Source organism: Paracoccus sp. PAR01 (genome assembly GCF_014851995.1).
Lineage (GTDB): Bacteria > Pseudomonadota > Alphaproteobacteria > Rhodobacterales > Rhodobacteraceae > Paracoccus > Paracoccus litorisediminis.
The window spans coordinates 1-18,226 of the sequence record NZ_JACVAW010000036.1 but is presented as its reverse complement, the minus strand read 5'-3'; the positions used below and the strand labels follow the sequence as shown (position 1 = coordinate 18,226).

Genomic DNA, 18,226 nt, shown 5'->3' with positions numbered 1-18,226 from the left:
GTGGCGTCCCCCCGGGATATTTGGGCAAGAAAGAAAACGGGCGCCGTGGAGAGACGGCGCCCGTTGGTTTCCAGAAAGCGATGCTTACTCGATCACCACATAGATCTTGCGGATCGTCTCGATCGTCCTCCAGACCCCACGAAAACCAGGCTTCATCACAAAGCTGTCGCCCTTGCGATAGGTGACGGGTTCCTTGCCATCCTCGGTCAACTCAACGACGCCATCAAGGATATGGCAAAATTCGTAGATCTCGCCCTTGATCGACAGCGTCTCACCCGGAGTTGCCTCCCAGATGCCGGTCTTGACGCGGCCTTCCTTGCCCTCGTCAAAAGCCCAGGTGGTGAAGGACGGGTCGCCCGATACCAGCCGCTCGGGCAGGGGCTTTGATGCCTTGGGGGCGGGCAGGTTGTTCGGGTCGATCTTGATCAGCAGGTCCATCATTTCACCTTGTCCAGAGTTTTGTAATACAGCCCGACCAGCGGCAGGAACCATGGCTTGCCGGTATGCAGCGGCACCGCGTTCCATGGCAGGTCAGAGAAAGGGTTGCGGTCGGTCTTGCCGATCATCAGATCGGCCATGATCTCGCCCATATGGCTGGCGATCTGCGCGCCATGGCCGGAATAGCCCATGGCAAAATGCACCCCATCGGCGAAGCCCGCGCGCGGGTAACGGTCCTGCGTCATGTCGACCATGCCGCCCCAGCAGTAATCGACCGCGACATCGGCCAGATGCGGAAAGATGCCCGCCATCGCCTGGCGCAGGATCGCGCCGCTTTGCGCGTCCGATTGCTGATCCGAGCGTGCCGAAAACCGCGCCCTGCCGCCAAAGATCAGCCGATTGTCCGGGGCAAGCCGGAAGTAATTGCCGATATTCAGCGAGGTCACACAGGTCCGGTTGCCGGGCAGCGTCGCCGCGATCTCGGACGGCGTCAAAGGGCGCGTTGCCAGAAGGAAGCTGCCCACGGGCACGATGCGCCGCCGGAACCAGCCGAAGGCGGGCGTCGTATAGGCCCCGGTTGCGAGCAGCACCTTGTCCGCCGTGATGGACCCGCGCGGGGTGTCCAATTGCCAGCCTCGGCCCATTTCACGCCGCGCCGTGACCGGAGCGTTCTGATAGATGGTCGCGCCGCGTCGCGCGGCTGCCTCGGCCAGACCAGTGACGAAGCGGCCCATATGCATCATGGCGCTTTTCTTCTGCAGCATGGCGCCATGGAACGCATCCGAACCGACCTCAGCCCGCAGGTCGTCGCGGGTCAGCAGCTCGGTCTCGGGATCGACCTCGGCATGGATCGCCTGAAAATTGCGGGCAATCCCCTCCATATGCTGCAGCTTCGAGGCGAGCTTGAGCTTGCCCGAGCGGCGGAAATCGCACTCGATCCCCTCCTCGCGCACGATACGTTCGATGGTGTCGATGCCGTCATCGAAGGCACGATAAAGCGCGCGGGCCTTTTCCGCCCCGAATTCGGTCCGTGCCGCCAGATAGCTATGCGCGATGCCGTTGTTCAGGTGGCCGCCATTGCGCCCCGAGGCACCAAAGCCCACCGTCCGGGCCTCAAGCACCGCGACGCTGCGGCCCTCCATCGCCAGTTTGCGCGCCGCGCCAAGGCCGGTGAAGCCCGCGCCGATCACCGCGACATCGTAATGGCCCTGCACCGGCCCGCTGGCCGCCCCGGCAAAGGGCGGCACGCTGTCTTGCCAGTAGGAGACGAATTTCATCGCGCTCAGATCCCGAAGACGCCGGGAAGCCCGCCGATATCCTTGATTTCGGTATATTCGTAATAGGGGTTCGCGGGTTCGTGGCCGCGATTGACCCAGACCTTGGACTTGATGCCCAGATCATGCGCGGTCATCAGGTCGTAGCGGAACGAGGACGACACATGGGTGATGTCCTCGGGCCCGCAGCCCAGCACGTCCAGCATGTATTCGAAGCCCTGCATCTGCGGCTTGTAGGCGCCGGTTTCCTCGGCGGTGATGACCTTGAAGAATGGCGCGCCCAGCTTTTCGACGTTATGAGGGATCTGCACCTTCATCGCGTTGGACAGGATCACCAGCGGGATTTCCTTCGCAAGCTTCCCCAATCCGGCGGGCACGTCCGCGTGCGGACCCCAGGTCGGAACCTCATTATACACACGCAGGGCATCTTCGGGGCGGAAGGTCACGCCATTCGCCTTGCAGGTGCGTTCCAGCGAGTTGTGGACGATCTCGGCATAGGGCTTCCATGCGCCCAGAACTTCATCCAGACGGTAGGCGGCGAAGTTCTTGATGAACTGCGTCATCGCGGCCTCGTCAAGCTCTTCGCCATAAACGCGGCGGGCGGCGCCGGCCATGTCGAAATTGGTCAGCGTGCCGTAGCAGTCGAAGGTCACGTATTTCGGGCGGAACAGGGCCATGATGTCCTCGTGCAGATGGGTTGTCCTGATCCTAAGCGCCGCCGCCGACCAGTCTGGCCGCAATTGCCGCCGCGCGTAGCAGAAAACACCGTATCGAGACGCCATGACGGCAGAGAGTTGCGACAGCCCGCAATCGCCCCCTGCCCCACGGGCCAGCACAGTTGAACGTGACAGCATTTCCTGCTGCCACCCCAGCAAGGAACAGCCGAAGATTTCTGTGAAAAGCTGCGATGCCGTCAAAGATCGGTGCAGAACACCGCATGATGTGCCGATCCCGACCCAAAAGGTTTTCCATGACCCAGACCCTGAACTTCGCCCCTTTCGGGCCCGAACATCTTGACGCCGCGCTGCGCCTGTCGCGTGAGGCGGGCTGGCCGCATCGGCGCGAGGATTGGGCGCTGGTGCAATCGGTCAGCCAAGGCGTCGTCGCGCAGGAAGATGGTCGCGTCGTCGCCACCGCGCTGGCCACTCCCTTTGGTCCGGTCGGCATGGTCAACATGATCATCGTCGATGAAACGATGCGCGGCCGCGGCCTTGGGCGCGAGATCATGCAGCAGGCAATGGCGCTGGCACAGCCGCAGGAATGGCGGCTGGTGGCGACGCAAGCCGGGCTGCCGCTTTACCTGAAGCTTGGCTTTGTCGAATGCGGGCTGGTGCATCAGCATCAGGGCCATGTGGCCGAACTGCCCGCAGTGCAGGGCGTCCGTTGGGCCGAGGCTGCCGAACTGCCCGCGATTGTCGCCATGGACCGCGACACCAATGGTGCGGATCGTGCCAGCTTGCTAACGGCGTTGGCCAAGCGGGGTCGGATCGCGCTGATCGACGGCAAGGGCTTTGCCGTGATGCGCGATTTCGGGCGCGGCCATGTTGTCGGGCCGGTGGTGGCGCAGGACGATGCGACGGCCCGCGACCTGCTGGGCTTTGTGCTGGCCGGTCGTGGCGGCGAGTTCATGCGCGTCGACACCACCGATCAGACGGACATTGCCGGATGGCTGCAGGACATCGGCCTTGCGCGGGTCGATACCGGCATCGCCATGCGGCGCGGAAACATTCAGGCCGGGACAGGCGCGTTCCAACGCTTCGCGCTTGCCGCCCAGGCCCTTGGCTGACAACAGGAGATAAACCCATGCTCAGCAATTCCCTGATCGAACAGGACCGGGCGCATCTGGTCCATCCCGTCGCCTCATGGCGCGGTCATGAAGCCACCGGCGTGCGCCTGCTGAAATCAGCCAAGGGCGCGACGGTGACCGACGCAACCGGGCACCAGCTTCTGGACGGTTTCGCGGGCCTTTGGTGCGTGAATGCCGGCTATGGCCAGGAATCGGTGATCGAGGCCGCGACGAAGCAATTGCGCGAACTGCCCTATGCCACCGGCTATTTCAGCCTTGGTTCGGAACCCGCCGCCCGACTTGCGGCGCGGCTGGCTGATCATGCGCCGGGCGATCTGAACCATGTCTATTTCACGCTGGGTGGCTCGGACGCGGTGGACAGCACCGTGCGTTTCGCCCGCTATTACTGGAATGCGCGCGGGCTGCCGCAGAAGGATCAGTTCATCTCGGTCCAGCAGGGCTATCACGGGTCCAGCACGGTGGGTGCCGGACTGACGGCGCTACCCGCCTTCCATGCGGGTTTCAGCCTGCCGCTGGACTGGCAGCACAAGATTTCCTCGCATTACGCCTATCGCAACCCAGTCGGGAATGATCCGCAGGCGATCATCGCGGCCTCGGTCGCGGAACTGCGCGCCAAGATCGACCAGATCGGCGGCCCCGAGCGTGTCGCCGCCTTCTATGTCGAGCCGATCCAAGGCTCGGGCGGGGTGCTGGTTCCGCCCAAGGGCTGGATTGCCGCAATGCGGGCGGTCTGCACCGAGCTGGACATCCTGTTCATCGCCGATGAGGTCATCACCGGCTTTGGCCGCACCGGCCCGCTTTTTGCCTGCGAGGAAGAGGGCGTCGTCCCCGACATGATGACCACGGCCAAGGGGCTGACCTCGGGCTATGTGCCGATGGGCGCGGTGTTCCTGTCGGATCATGTCTATGACACCATCGCCGATGGCGCGGGCGCGGCGGCAGTGGGTCACGGCTATACCTATTCCGCTCATCCGGTCAGTGCCGCCGTCGGCCTTGCCGTGCTGGACCTGTACGAGGACGGGCTGCTGGAAAATGGCCGCCGAATGGGGGCACGGCTGCTGGCCGGGCTGCAGGGCCTGTCCGATCACCCGCTGGTCGGCGATGTGCGCGGGCGCGGCATGCTGGCCGCGATCGAACTGGTCACCGACAAGCAGTCGAAGACCCCGCTGCCAGCGGCGGCCCAGCCCTCGACCCGGATCTTTGACCGGGCATGGCAGAACGGGCTGGTCGTGCGCGCCTTTGCCCAAGGCGTGATCGGCTATGCCCCGCCCTTATGCTGCACTGTAGCCGAGATCGACCAGATCGTCGAACGCACCCGGCAGACGCTGGACCAGACGCTGGACGATCCCGATATCCGCGCGGCGATGCGCTGATGGCGGTTCTGTTCCTGTCCACGCCCGCGCGGGCCGAAGTGTTCCGCGCGGCCTTTGCCGAAGCCCTGCCCGATGTGGATTTCCATGTCGGACAGGCTCCGGACCCGCTGGCGGTGCGCTGGCTGGTGACATGGACCGCGCCGCCGGATCTGGCGCAGACCTATCCGAACCTGCGGCTGATCTTCTCCATCGGCGCGGGGGTGGACCAGTTCGACCAAAGCCAGATCCCCGCGCATATCGGCATCGCGCGCATGCTGGAGCCGGGCATTGCGGCGCAGATGGGCGAATATGCCACGCTGGCGACGCTGGCTTTGCATCGCGACCTGCCCGCCTATCTGGCACGGCAGGCACAAGGCGAATGGCAGGCGGGCGAGAACCTGCCCGCCCCACAGCGCCGGGTCGGGGTGATGGGGCTGGGCCAGCTGGGCCTGACGGTGATCGACCGGCTGCGGCCCTTTGGCTTTGACCTTGCGGGCTATAGCCGCACGGCCAAGTCGGTCGAGGGCGTCACCTGCTTCACCGATCTGAACGCCTTTCTGGCGCGGACCGATCTGCTGATCTGCCTGTTGCCGCTGACGGCGGATACGCAGCGCATCCTGAACGCCGAATTGTTCGCCCGGCTTCCGCATGGCGCACGGCTGATTCATGTCGGCCGGGGCGGGCATCTGGTGACGCAGGACCTGCTGGCGGCGCTGGATTCGGGTCAGATCGCGGCAGCGATGCTGGACGTGACCGAACCCGAGCCGCTGCCCGCCGACCATCCCCTGTGGCGACACCCCGCCGTCATCGTGACCCCGCATATCGCCAGCCAGACCAGCGCCGCCGAGGGCGCGGCCCATGTCATCGCTGGCATCCGAGCCGATCTGGCGGGCACAAGCGTGCCGGGCCAGATCGATCGGCAGCGAGGCTATTGACGGCATTCCGCCGCCCGCTGCCAGTTCAGCATAATATGCTGCGGTAGCCACGATTTCGACGCATCCCAAGCGCCGTTTCGTTTCATTCTGCCCCTTAGCGGTCAAGGCTGACCAAGGCCAATGATCAACCCCGGCGCAAGATCGGGGCAAGAAAATCCGGCAGATCATGCTGCCAACAGGGAATACCCCGTCACCGCACAAATGTTTGCGGATCGGGGAAGAGACGATCCTTGAAACAGCATGCCTGCCCAGTTCCGGCGGATCGGTCCTGTCGCCTGCGACGGATCGGCCATATGCCCCGCAAGGGCGTTCCATCCGCGCCAGACGGCGCAAGAACAGGGAAGAACGATGAGCAACACCGGCATTACCAACTGGTCCCGTTCGGACGATGCAATGGTCGAAGACGCCATGCGCCGCGGCGCCTCGCGGCGCGATCTTCTGCGCATGTTCATGGCGGGCGGGATCGGCCTTGCCGTCGGCGGCGGCATTCTGGGCCGCGCCAGCGCCGCGCTGGCCGCGACCCCGGTCCGCGGCGGCCATCTGATCGGGGCCAGCTGGTCCTCGTCCACCGCCGACACGCTGGACCCGGCCAAGGCCTCGCAGGCGACCGATTACGTGCGTTGCTGCGCGCTGTACAACCGCCTGACCTTCCTCAACGGCAAGGGCGAGGTCCAGATGGAGCTGGCCGACAGCGTCGAGTCGAACGATGCCAAGGTCTGGACCATCAAGCTGAAGAAGGGCGTGACCTTCCATGACGGCAAGACCCTGACCGCTGATGACGTGGTCTATTCGCTGAACCGCCATCTGGACGAAAGCGTCGGCTCCAAGGTCAACGCGATGGCCAAGCAGATGACCGAGATCAAGGCCATCGACCCGACCACCGTGCAGATCACGCTGACCGCGCCGAATGCCGATATTCCCAGCATCCTCGCCATGCACCATTTCATGATCGTGGCCGACGGCACCACCGATTTCAGCAAGGGCAACGGCACCGGTTCCTTCGCGCTGGAAAGCTTTGAGCCCGGCGTGAAATCGCTGATGAAGCGAAACGAGAATTACTTCAAATCCGGCGGCGCCCATGTCGACAGCTTCGAATATTTCGCCATTCCCGACGATACCGCGCGGGTCAATGCGCTGCTGTCGGGCGACATCCATCTGGCTGCCTCGATCAAGCCGCAGGCGCTGCGCCTGATCGAAGCCGCGGGCAATATCGACGTGGTGCAGAACACCGCCGGCAACTACACCAACTTCAACATGCGGCTGGACATGGCGCCCGGCGACAAGGCGGGCTTCGCCGAGGGCATGAAATACCTGTTCGACCGCGAGTTGATCACCAAATCCATCGCCCGTGGCCGCGCGGTCATCGCCAATGACCAGCCGATCTCGCCCTCGAACCGCTTCCACAATGCCGAGCTGAAGGCCCGCGAATTCGATCCCGAACGCGCCAAGTCCCTGTTCGAGAAAGCCGGACTGCTGGGTCAAAACATCCCGATCGTCGCCTCCGATGCGGCTACGTCCTCGGTCGAGATGGCGACGCTGCTGCAACAGGCCGGGTCGAAGATCGGGATGAAATTCGACATCCAGCGCGTGCCCTCGGACGGTTACTGGTCGAAATACTGGCTGCAGGCCCCGGTGCATTTCGGCAATATCAACCCGCGCCCGACGCCGGATATCCTGTTCTCGCTGCTCTACACCTCGGATGCGCCGTGGAACGAAAGCCAGTTCCGCTCCGAGAAGTTCGACAAGCTGGTCCACGAGGCCCGTGGAGAGCTGGACGACTCCAAGCGCAAGGAGATCTACGACGAATGTCAGGTCATCGTCTCGAACGAGGCGGCGACCGCGATCCCGGTCTGGCTGTCGGACATGGAGGCCAAGACGAACAAGCTGCAAGGGCTTGAGACCAATCCGCTGGGCGGCCAGATGGGCTATGCCATGGCCGAATATGTCTGGCTTCAGGCCTGATCCCCGGACGGGGGCGCATCCGCCGCCCCCGTTGCTTTCGTGAAAGGTCTCTTTGGATGAATTCGCAAATCCCCAGACTTGTTCTTGGCCGGCTGGGCGTCGCCGCGATCACATTGCTGATCGTGTCCGCCGTGGTCTTTGGCGCGACCCAGATGCTGCCCGGAGACGTGGCCGAGATCCTGTTGGGTCAGGCCGCCACCCCCGAGGCCGTGGCCGGGCTGCGTCAGGCCATGCATCTGGATCAGCCCGCGCTGGTGCAATATGCAAGCTGGCTCTGGGGTTTGGCGCAGGGCGATCTGGGGACTTCCTATGCCAACAGCATGCCGGTCGCCGACCTGATCGGCGGCAGGCTGCTGAACACGCTGCGGCTGGGGGCGGTTACTGCCGCGCTGGCCGTGCCCTTGGCGCTGACGTTGGGGATCACCACCGCGATGTATCGCGGCACGCTTTACGACCGCATCGTCAGCACCTGCATCATCGGGGTGATCTCGGTCCCGGAATTCATGATCGCAACGCTGGCCGTGCTGATCTTTGCCGTCTGGCTGAAATGGCTGCCGGCGCTCTCCTTCGGCAATGACGTGTCCAGCATCGGCGAGATGCTGCGGATCTTTGCCATGCCGGTCATCACCCTGCTTTGCGTGATTTGCGCGCAGATGATCCGCATGACCCGCGCTGCGATGATCAGCGTGCTGGACAGCCCCTATGTCGAGATGGCGCTGCTGAAGGGCGCATCCCGTTCGCGCATGGTCTTGCGTCACGCGCTGCCCAATGCCGTCGGTCCCATCGTCAACGCGGTGGCGCTGTCGCTGTCCTATCTGGTCGGGGGCGTCATCATCGTCGAGACGGTCTTCAACTATCCCGGCATTGCCCGGCTGATGGTCGATTCCGTCGCCACCCGCGACCTGCCGCTGATCCAGAGCTGCGCGATGATCTTCTGCATCGGCTATCTGGTCCTGATCACCCTTGCCGATGTGATCGCCATCCTCTCGAACCCCAGATTGCGCAAGTAATGGCTGTTTCCTTCCCCACCCCCCGCAGGCTTGGCTATCACATCAGCTGGACCGGCATCCTTGCCGCGACCATCGTGCTGTTCTGGGCCGTCATCGCCATCATCGGCCCCTGGCTGATGCCGCATCCGCCCGGAGACATCATCGACTTTGAATATTTCGGCCCGATGACCGGCGAATTGTGGTTCGGCTCGGATTATCTGGGGCGCGACATGTTCTCGCGCATCCTGATGGGGGCGCGCTACACGGTCGGCATCTCGCTGGCGGCGGTGGTGCTGGCCTGTGCCTCGGGCGTGGTGCTGGGGATGACGGCGGCGGTCACCGGCGGCTGGTTCGACACGATCCTGTCGCGGGTGCTGGATGCGCTGAACTCGATCCCATCCAAGCTGTTCGGGCTGGTCATGGTGGCGGCGGTGGGTTCGTCCATCCCGGTGCTGATCGCAGTGCTGGCGGTGATCTACTTGCCCGGTGCCTATCGCTTTGCCCGGTCGCTGGCGGTCAATATCAACACCATGGATTTCGTCACCGTGGCCCGCGCCCGGGGCGAACGCACGCCCTATCTGATCCTGAAGGAAATCCTGCCCAACATGACCGGCCCGGTGCTGGCCGATGTCGGGCTGCGCTTCGTCTTTATCGTGCTGCTGCTGTCGGGCCTGTCCTTCCTTGGCCTTGGCGTGCAGCCGCCCAATGCCGACTGGGGCAGTCTGGTGCGCGAGAATATCGGCGGCCTGCCCTTTGCCGCGCCCGCCGTCACCATCCCCAGCCTGGCCATTGCCAGCCTGACGATCAGCGTGAACCTGCTGATCGACAACCTGCCCGTCAAGATCCGCGACCGGAGCGAATGATGCCAAACCTAGTCGAAATCCGTGATCTTCAGGTCAAGGCCACCACCGATGCCGGCAATGTCATCCCGATCATCAAGGGCGTCAGCTTCGACATCGCGCCGGGCGAAATCGTCGCACTGATCGGTGAAAGCGGCTCGGGCAAGACCACCATCGCCCTGACCCTGATGGGCCATACCCGAACCGGCTGCGAGATCTCGGGCGGGTCGGTCAGTCTGGCCGGGCGCGACTTGGTGCAGATGACCCCGCGCCAGCGTCAGGCGATGCGCGGGACCGAGGTCGCCTATGTCCCGCAAAGCGCCGCCGCCGCCTTCAATCCGGCGCTGCGCCTGATCGATCAGGTGATCGAGGTCGCCCGCATCCACCGCACCATGCCGATGCCGCAGGCCCGCGCCAAGGCGGTCGAACTGTTCCGCGCGCTGGCCTTGCCCGACCCTGAAAACATCGGCCAGCGCTATCCGCATCAGGTGTCCGGCGGGCAGTTGCAGCGGCTTTCAGCGGCGATGGCGCTGATCGGCGACCCCAAGCTGGTGATCTTTGACGAACCCACCACCGCGCTGGATGTAACCACCCAGATCGAGGTGCTGCGTGCCTTCAAATCGGTGATGAAAGCGGGCGGCATGGCCGGGGTCTATGTCAGCCATGATCTGGCCGTCGTGGCCCAGATCGCCGACCGCATCGTTGTGCTGAAGGGCGGCGAGGTGCAGGAAATCGGTCCCACCGAAGCCATCCTGCATCGCCCCGCCCATCCCTATACCCGCGAATTGCTTTCGGCATTCGAGCCGGTGGCCTATGCCCGTGCGGCCCAGCCCGAAGCGGCGGCGCGGGTCCCGATCCTTGAAGTTGCGAATGTCATTGCCGGTTACGGGCCGCTTGGCCCCGACCGGATGCCGCATAAGCTGGTCCTGAAGGATGTCAGCTGCCGTCTGGCCAAGGGCAGCAATCTGGGCGTGATCGGGGAAAGCGGCTCGGGTAAATCGACGCTGGCCCGTGCCATTGCCGGGCTGCTGCCGCCTGCCTCGGGCAAGGTGCTGCTGAACGGCGAATTGCTGGAACCCGCCGCCGCCGCGCGCAGCAAGGAAGACCTGCGCCGCTTGCAGATCGTGTTTCAGCTGGCCGATACGGCGCTGAACCCGGCCCGTCCCATCGGTGACATTCTGGGGCGGCCACTGACCTTCTATCACGGGCTGAAAGGTGCTGCGAAACAGGACCGCATCGCCCAGTTGCTGGACATGGTGCGCCTGCCCAAGGCCATTGCCCATCGCCTGCCCGGCGAACTCTCCGGCGGACAGAAGCAGAGGGTGAACCTTGCCCGCGCTTTGGCCGCAAACCCCGAGGTGATCCTGTGTGATGAGATCACCTCGGCGCTGGACACCGTGGTCGCGGCGGCGGTGATCGAACTGCTGAAAGAGCTTCAGCGCGAACTGGACCTGTCCTATGTCTTCATCAGCCATGACCTGTCCACCGTGCAGGCGATCTGCGACGAGGTGATGGTGATGAATGGCGGCGAGACGGTCGAGACGCTGCGCGCCGACAGCCTGCCGCATGGTGCCCGTCATCCCTATTCGCAGCTGCTGTTCGCCTCGGTCCCGCAACTGGATACTGGCTGGCTGGACGGCGTGCCGCTGCGCGTCGCCAAGTCGGCCTAAAGCCTGAAGATGTTCTTCAGCGGCAGGTGGCTTTTCACAAAGGGCGATTTCATCACGACAAAGCTGAAATACTTGTCGATGCCGATTTCGCGGTCGATCAGGCCCTCCATGATGGCCTGATATTCGCTGATACCCCCGGTCACGAATTTCAGCAGATAGTCATAGCCGCCCGAAATCAGATGGCATTCGATACATTCCTCGACCTTCAGCAGCGCCTCTTGGAAGCGAGCGAAGTCGATCTGGCGGTGGTTCTTCAGCGTGATCTCGGTGAAGACGGTCAGGGTCGGCCCCAGCTTGGCCACGTCGATCTGCGCCGAATAGCCGGTGATGAATCCCGCCTGTTGCAGTTTCTTGACCCGCATCAGACAGGGGCTGGGCGACAGGTGGACCAGGTCGGCCAGCTCGACATTGGTGATGCGCCCGTTGCGCTGCAGTTCATGCAGGATGCGGATGTCGATGCGGTCGAGTTTCAGCATGGTGCGCCTGTATACGAAGGGTTCAGGCAGGCTACGCATAAAATTCCGCAGCCTCAAGGCATGGCAGTAGGAAATCGCGCGCATATCCGCCGTTCGGTCAGCAATTCATGGCTCTGCATGATTGCCGACTTTCAGCACAATATTCCGTCATTGACGTCGATGCGGCAGATGCTTTCGCCTTGTTCGCCTAGCTTTGCCCGGAACAGTAGGAGTTTTTCATGCCCGCGCCCCTGATGCCGATCGAAACCGCAGCCGAGTTGCCGAAGCAGGCCGATGTCGTGGTCATCGGCGGTGGCATCGTCGGCACCTGCGCCGCCTATTACCTCGCCCAGCGGGGGCTGTCGGTGGTGCTGTTGGAAAAGGGCCGGATCGGAGCCGAACAGTCCAGCCGCAACTGGGGCTGGTGCCGCCAGCAGAACCGGGATGCGCGCGAACTGCCGATCTCGACCAAAAGCCTGACGCTATGGGACCGGCTCGCCGCCGAAATCGGGCAGGATGTCGGGTTCCGCCGCTGCGGGCTGCTGTATCTGTCCAACAATGAGGCGGAGATTGCTGGTTGGGCGCGCTGGCGCGATTTCGCCCGCGGCGAGGGCGTCACCACCCATATGCTGAGCGCAACTGAGGCCGGCGAACGCGGCGCGGCCACGGGCAAAAACTGGAAGGGCGGCGTGTTTTCGCCCTCGGACGGCATTGCCGATCCGCAGCGTGCCGCCCCCACCATCGCGCTGGGGATCGAACGTTTCGGCGGTCGGGTCGTGCAGAACTGCGCCGCGCGCGGGCTGGAGCTACTGGGCGGTGCAGTCGCTGGCGTCGTCACCGAAAAGGGCGTGATCCGCACCCGAACCGTGGTCATGGCGGGGGGCGCGTGGGCCTCGTCCTTTCTGCATCAACTGGGCCTCAGCTTTCCGCAGGCCAGCGTGCGGTCGTCGATCCTGTCGGTCGCGCCGGGGGCGGACCTGCCCGACGCGGTCCATACCAGCCATGTCTCGATCACGCGGCGCGGGGATGGCGGTCATACGCTGGCGGTGTCTGGTGCGGCGCGGGTGGATGTGACGCCGCAGCAGATGCGCTATTGGTCCAAGTTCCTGCCGATGTTCTTCAAGCGCCGCAAGTCGCTGGCACCGGGCGGGTTGCAGGGATGGCAATCGGGGCATGAATCGCTGTGCCGCTGGAAGCTGGACCGCCAGACGCCGATGGAGCGCGTGCGCATCCTCGACCCCCGGCCCGACATGGGGCAGATCAGGCTGACGCTGGCGCGCGCTCGCGAGGTCTTTCCGGGGCTGGAGAAGGTTCCGATGGCCGCGTCATGGGCGGGCTATATCGACAGCACTCCTGACGGGGTTCCGGCCATTGGTGAGACGCGGATTCCCGGCCTGATCCTTGCTGCCGGGTTCAGCGGGCACGGCTTTGGCATCGGGCCGGGCGCGGGTCATCTGATCGCGGATATCGTGACCGGAAGCGTGCCGATCGTCGATGCCGCGCCCTATCATCCGTCGCGGCTGGACGGCTCGGTCTGGGGTAAGGTCGCGGATTTCTGAATCGACAAGGGCGCGGTTATCCGCGCCCCAATCCCCTAGCCAAGCGCCTGATTGACAAGACCAAAGGTCCGCGCCGGTCCCACCGGCTCGGGCAGCGGCTCCAGCGACATGCGCTGGACGGTGTCATAAGCTTCGATCCCCGCTGCGGTCAGGAAGTCGCGGAAGGGGCCGTCCGTTTCGCGGGTATCGACGCGCATGAACTGGCCCTGATGCGCGGCAATGAACGGCCCGCACAGCGCCATTGCATCTGCCTCGCTTTCCGCGACGATGGGTCCGATCACCCAGCCGCGCCCGAACTGGCGCAGCAGCGCAAAGCCCACGATCTGGCCGTCCCGCTCGATCACCATCCCTTGCGAGACCGCCAGCAGCGCCGCCATCACCTCGGGGCGCGCCACACCCATCGCGTCGGTGTCCAACCGCAGCACCGCCGCGCGATCCGCATCGCGCATAGTCCGGGCGGTGGCCGGAAATTCGGGGACCGAGGTCACCACGCCATTCATCTGATGCACCGCCGCCAGCGTCTTGAACCCCAGCGAGACATACAGCCGGAACGCCTCTTTGGTGGCATTCAGCACGCGGGCACGGCCTTGCGTTTCGGCCAGAACGCGGCGCATCAGCCAGCCGCCCGCGCCGTTTTCCTGCAACCGCGGCGAGGTGATGACCATCCCGATCGAGGCCACGCTGTCCGAGAACGGGAACCACATGGCCGAGCCAAAGACCCGCCCGATCTGGTCGCGCGCCACCCAGCCATGGCCCAGCCCGATCACCATGGCCCAATCGTCGGCGCGGTGCGGCCAACTGACCGCCACCGACAATTCGTGCAGCCGCGGGATGTCTTCAACCGTCATCGGCTCAAGGCTCAGCTCGTATCCGGCGATGTCGATGGTTTCCGCAATGTCCAAGGTCTGCTCCTGCCCGGTTGCCGCCTTATTTCCATACTAGAGGAGGGCGGAAAGGCTAACCTAGCGGAAATGAGCGGGAAAACAGCATTTCCTGCTAAATAGCTGCAGCGAGGATGGGCTTGGAATGTTTCGATGCGGCCCGGGTCAGCCCAACGTGCCGACAAACGAATAGGGTTACAGGTCACCGGCGGGAATGCGGCGATCCTGATCCTTGAGCGCCGCGGCCAGATTTCGGCAAGCGCGCAGGGTCAGTGCCATCACGGTCAGCGTCGTGCCGGTGACGCCACTGCTGCAGAAGGCACTGGCATCCGACACGATCAGATTGGGTGCGTCCCAGCATTGGTTCCCCTTGTTCAGAACCGAGCGCTTCGGATCATCCCCCATTCTTGCGCCACCGCTTTCGTGAATGGCGGCCCCCATCAGCACCGAGCGGTGGAATGAGCGGCGAAACAGCGCGCGGCTGAACGCATCGGCATCGGGATAGGCCCCGCGACCAAACTCCTCCAACCCAAGGGGAGAGCCGACAAAGTCGATCTCGCCCTCGACAGCCTTGATCATCTGCTTGAAGCCCTCGCTTTGCACCTTCATCACCTGATGATCCTCGCCCCGAGGGCGGCAGTCGATATGCGGAACGCTGATACCCCAGGCATCGCGACGTCCAAAAGCGTGCTCAGGATCGAGGACGATCTGGGCGCAAGGCTGCTTGATCGCGGCCCGAATGGCACGCGCTGACCCTGTTCGGCCAGATGTTGCTGGGCTATGCGCAGTTGATCCTGGAACTGGCCGACGAGGCCGTGAACGAGATCGACGCCCTGCGCGGCGCCCGCCGCGGCGTTCTGCGGATCGGAGCCCTGCCGATCGCCTTGCAGCAGTTGCTGCCTGACGCACTGATCCGTTTCAATCGCGAGGCCCCCGACATCTCGATCGTCGTGCATGAGGGCATCAACGAGAACCTGCTGCCACAGCTTTACAACGGTCGTCTGACATCCTCTTCACCCTCAAGCCGTCCGAGCCGCAAAGCGATGATTTCGAATGGCGCAGCGTCCTGCTCGAGCCGGTGCGGATCGTCTGCCGTCGCGACCATCCCCTGGCCAGACTTGAACGGGTCGCGCTGGCGGATCTGCCTGCCTATCCGTGGCTCCTGCCCCCTATGCCCGAACCGGACCGGCTGACGCTGGATCAGATACTCCGCAAGGCCGGGCTACCGCGCGCGAAAGTGGCGATGGAGACGACCTCGATCACCTTCCTGAAATCCACGCTCGCCCGGACCGATTATCTCAGCTACCTGACCCGCCCGAGCGTCGCGTGGTTCGTCCATCCGTGATGGGCTTGCTGCGCGAGATCGAACACCGGGGCTGAGGTTCTGTTAACGCGTCATTGTGGCCGCTTAACCTGTTCGCGATCCGGGATGACACGCCCATTCGCCATAAGTTTCAATATCCCCTGCCCCGCGTCACATCATCCCAAAGCCCGCAAGGTCGCGGCAGTCGCGGGCAGTCTGGCCAGACTCGCGTCTAGCCTTTCGCGCCAGCGTGGACCCCGTGACAGAGCATCCTCATAGGCTTCGTGAAGGTCGTCGGGCCGGTCCTCGGCAAGCACTTCGATCAGAAATGCCGCCTGGCCGCGGTCCTTGCGCGACTTGGCTTGATCGGGACCGCCGTGGCGACGATCAGCGACGATCAGCTTGTGGATCGCGAAGCGTTCGGGCCGCGGGATCTGCAGCAGCACGCCCGACCGATAAAGCGCCACTGCCGGGATCGGCTCGGCAATCAAGAAATTCAAGTAGTTGAGGGCCTGCGCACTGACCCCCAACGCCGGCAAAGGCTTGACCCGCTCGTCGCCAAAAGCGGGCGTGAGAAACTCGACCATGGCCTCGCCGCGGTTCTGCCGCCATTTCCAGACCTGCCGATCCTGTACGCCCGGCACCGGATCGAACTTCAGTGCCTGCAGAATATCGCCCGGATTTTCCTCAACCGTGTCCCCCAAGGCAACCGAGAGCCGCTCGAAACTGGCAAAATCGATGTCACCCGTCTGCGCCAGTTCTTCCGAGTCGAAGCGGACGCCCAACTCGCCCTGATAGAGAGCATAGGCCGCCGTGCCGACAAGTGTGCCACCAAGGCGAAAGACGCCCGCGCGGGCAAAGGCCAGAAGCAGCGAGCCAGTATCCCGGTCAGTGGCAATGAACCCCTCGGCGCGCAGGACGCGGGCAAGTCGCGCCATCGTTTTTCGGCGCGGTTCGGCCGCGGCCTTCAACTCGGCGGCGCGGATCAGGCGGGCCCGCAACTCGGGGGTATCCTCGCCCAGATAGCGGCTTTTCATCTCGGTGCCGATACGGAATTTATCGTACAGGTAAGTGCGCCCATTACGCGGGCGTTCCTCGATGCTGCCGATCAGTTCCGAGGCGGTCTCATCCAGATGAAGACGCAGCAAATCCTGATAGGCCACCTGCGCGGCACGGGAATGGGAAGTGATGGTCATCGAAGCACCTCGGTGTGTGCATCAAATATATCTATGCTGCACGCAATCGCAAGCGTGCAGCCAAAAATATTTTGATGCACACATCAAAGCCCAACCCGAGCGGTAGCGCCGGGCTGCCTTGATTTGAATCCAAACTAAAGGCGGTGCATCGCGCGCTGGCTTCATGTCCCAAGCTGATCGTCTAGACAAATTGGCCCTGGCGCACAGATCCTGAACTTCTAACGCGGCGGCGGCAGCGTGGTGACCTGTCTGATGTCCTCTCTTGCGGGATGCAGTACATCTGAGATGAGAGCGGAATAGTGCACCTGAACGAATTCGCTGACCGCGCCGGCACGACAACCGCTTTCCGCTGTGATGCATCATTGTATTCGGTCACTGATGATCGCAGCCCAGTCCCCAGTGGGAAAAAGGGTTTGCTGGTTTCGGCCCTGCTCAAGTGCGATCCGTCTAACCCCTACAACCCGCCGCTCTACCCGACGCTGCCAGCTCGCCCCCGACCGCGCGTCGTCTGTTATCACGTCGGCAACCTGCGTCTGCGAGTTGACGCAATCGGCGGCCGCAGGAATCGCGGTGGCCCAAATGCTGTGCCCCCTGAAAACTGGACCGTTTGAAGCTGGAGTTTTCGGCTAACCTTCCCCGGCTGGGAGAGGAGCTGAAAACGATGAAGGCATCGAAGTTCACGGAAGCGCAGAAGGCGTTCATTCTGAAGCAGGGCGAGGAAGGCACATCAGTTGCCGAGATCTGTCGGAAGGCCGGGATCGGCCAGTCGACCTATTTTGCCTGGAAGAAGAAGTATGGCGGGCTGCTGCCCGACGAGATGCGGCGGTTGAAGCAGCTTGAGGACGAGAACGCGCGGCTGAAACGGATCGTGGCGGACCTGACGCTCGACCGGCAGGTGCTGCAGGACGTTGTTCGGCGAAAGCTCTGAAGCCGGAACGGTCGCGTGAACTGGTTCGCGGGATGTGCGCAGACTGGGCGGTCTCGATCCGCAGGGGTCACCATCAGCGCGCCATCGGTCCGAGCGCAGATGGCGACGGGGCCCTGAGATTTGACTGCTCGAGCTACCACTACAAATCCCGCCGCACCGATCCGGCGTAGCTGAAACGGCGGATCAGGGAGATCTGCGAATATGAGCCGTCGAGGCGCCATCGGTCCGAGCCCGACGGCGATTGGTGTGCGCTATGGCTACCGCCGCGTTTACGTCGTCCTCGACCGGGAAGGCTGGGAGGTCAGCATCAAGACAGTCTACAATATTGACAGAGCGTTAGGCCTGCAGCTGCGGAACAAGACCCCGAAACGGTGAAGGCGAAGCTGCGCGATGATCGCGCTGATGCCGTTGGGCCGAACGATGTCTGGGCAATGGATTTTGTCCATGACCAGTTGGCTCTGGGCAAGAAGCTGCGGATCCTGACTATTGTCGATACGCATTCCCGCTATTGCCCGCGACGGATGTGCGCTTCCAGTATCGCGGTGAGGACGTCGTTAGGACGTTGGAACGGATCTGCCGAAAGATCGGCTATCCGAAGACGATCAGGGTCGACAACGTCCTACGTCGGGAGACTTGTG

At 63.6% G+C, this 18,226-nt stretch carries 15 protein-coding genes and 2 pseudogenes; 10 read left to right on the top strand and 7 right to left on the bottom strand.

The genetic code is table 11. The features are described from left to right. Positions 1–84: 84 nt before the first annotated feature. The 3 genes from IB235_RS23435 to IB235_RS23425 are packed head-to-tail and all read right to left on the bottom strand — an operon-like array spanning position 85 to position 2,566. Positions 85–438: a cupin domain-containing protein gene (locus IB235_RS23435; protein WP_192338779.1), complete on the bottom strand. Its 354-nt coding sequence runs from the start codon at positions 436–438 to the stop codon at positions 85–87. Continuing rightward, entirely contained in the window at positions 438–1,715 is a 1,278-nt protein-coding gene (locus tag IB235_RS23430; protein ID WP_192338778.1) for an FAD-binding oxidoreductase, read from the bottom strand. Before IB235_RS23430 ends, IB235_RS23435 begins: the two co-directional genes overlap by 1 nt. Positions 1,716–1,720: 5 nt before the next feature. Further along, the gene (locus IB235_RS23425) at positions 1,721–2,566 is read right to left on the bottom strand and encodes a haloacid dehalogenase type II (protein WP_225612588.1); all 846 of its coding nucleotides are present in this window, start codon (positions 2,564–2,566) and stop codon (positions 1,721–1,723) included. 116 nt (positions 2,567–2,682) lie between these two features. Between IB235_RS23425 and IB235_RS23420 the strand changes: the two genes are divergently transcribed. The 7 genes from IB235_RS23420 (at position 2,683) to IB235_RS23390 (ending at position 11,266) form a co-directional block, all read left to right on the top strand. Next, positions 2,683–3,498 carry a GNAT family N-acetyltransferase gene (locus IB235_RS23420; RefSeq protein ID WP_192338777.1) on the top strand — a complete coding sequence of 272 codons (816 nt, stop codon included), beginning with the start codon at positions 2,683–2,685 and terminating at the stop codon, positions 3,496–3,498. Between the two features lie 17 nt (positions 3,499–3,515). Beyond that, complete coding sequence (locus tag IB235_RS23415; RefSeq protein ID WP_192338776.1) at positions 3,516–4,892, top strand: aspartate aminotransferase family protein; 1,377 nt, start codon at positions 3,516–3,518, stop codon at positions 4,890–4,892. Beyond that, positions 4,892–5,806, top strand: a complete 915-nt coding sequence (locus IB235_RS23410) for a glyoxylate/hydroxypyruvate reductase A (RefSeq protein WP_192338775.1) — start codon at positions 4,892–4,894, stop codon at positions 5,804–5,806. The genes IB235_RS23415 and IB235_RS23410 overlap by 1 nt, the downstream gene beginning before the upstream one ends. 348 nt (positions 5,807–6,154) lie before the next feature. Continuing rightward, entirely contained in the window at positions 6,155–7,768 is a 1,614-nt protein-coding gene (locus IB235_RS23405) for an ABC transporter substrate-binding protein (RefSeq protein ID WP_192338774.1), read from the top strand. A 56-nt stretch (positions 7,769–7,824) separates the two neighbouring features. Further along, positions 7,825–8,778, top strand: a complete 954-nt coding sequence (locus tag IB235_RS23400; RefSeq protein ID WP_192338773.1) for an ABC transporter permease — start codon at positions 7,825–7,827, stop codon at positions 8,776–8,778. Beyond that, positions 8,778–9,620, top strand: coding sequence for an ABC transporter permease (locus tag IB235_RS23395; protein ID WP_155041571.1), 843 nt, complete (start codon positions 8,778–8,780; stop codon positions 9,618–9,620). Before IB235_RS23400 ends, IB235_RS23395 begins: the two co-directional genes overlap by 1 nt. Further along, positions 9,620–11,266: an ABC transporter ATP-binding protein gene (locus IB235_RS23390; RefSeq protein WP_192338772.1), complete on the top strand. Its 1,647-nt coding sequence runs from the start codon at positions 9,620–9,622 to the stop codon at positions 11,264–11,266. Before IB235_RS23395 ends, IB235_RS23390 begins: the two co-directional genes overlap by 1 nt. On the opposite strand, the gene IB235_RS23385 is transcribed toward IB235_RS23390, so the two are convergent. Further along, entirely contained in the window at positions 11,263–11,742 is a 480-nt protein-coding gene (locus tag IB235_RS23385) for an Lrp/AsnC family transcriptional regulator (RefSeq protein WP_225612586.1), read from the bottom strand. The two genes, IB235_RS23390 and IB235_RS23385, sit on opposite strands and share 4 nt — an antisense overlap. Before the next feature lie 218 nt (positions 11,743–11,960). Here IB235_RS23385 and IB235_RS23380 point away from each other — a divergent pair, with 218 nt between their 5' ends. Further along, positions 11,961–13,280, top strand: coding sequence for an FAD-binding oxidoreductase (locus IB235_RS23380; protein ID WP_192338771.1), 1,320 nt, complete (start codon positions 11,961–11,963; stop codon positions 13,278–13,280). Between the two features lie 35 nt (positions 13,281–13,315). On the opposite strand, the gene IB235_RS23375 is transcribed toward IB235_RS23380, so the two are convergent. Together IB235_RS23375 and IB235_RS23370 are read right to left on the bottom strand one after the other, a co-directional pair. Then, a complete protein-coding gene (locus tag IB235_RS23375) occupies positions 13,316–14,182 on the bottom strand; it encodes a GNAT family N-acetyltransferase (protein WP_225612585.1) in 867 nt (288 codons plus the stop codon). 174 nt (positions 14,183–14,356) lie between these two features. Then, positions 14,357–14,869 (bottom strand): GMC family oxidoreductase, encoded by a 513-nt coding sequence (locus IB235_RS23370; protein WP_370576983.1) that lies wholly within the window; start codon positions 14,867–14,869, stop codon positions 14,357–14,359. 59 nt (positions 14,870–14,928) lie between these two features. On the opposite strand from IB235_RS23370, the pseudogene IB235_RS26005 reads away from it, so the two are divergent. Next, positions 14,929–15,506: pseudogene (locus IB235_RS26005) on the top strand (LysR substrate-binding domain-containing protein). Between the two features lie 134 nt (positions 15,507–15,640). On the opposite strand, the gene IB235_RS23355 reads toward IB235_RS26005, so the two are convergent. Continuing rightward, positions 15,641–16,660, bottom strand: coding sequence for a GSU2403 family nucleotidyltransferase fold protein (locus IB235_RS23355; protein WP_192338767.1), 1,020 nt, complete (start codon positions 16,658–16,660; stop codon positions 15,641–15,643). 661 nt (positions 16,661–17,321) lie between these two features. On the opposite strand from IB235_RS23355, the pseudogene IB235_RS23350 reads away from it, so the two are divergent. Beyond that, positions 17,322–18,226: pseudogene (locus IB235_RS23350) on the top strand (transposase); the annotation flags it as partial.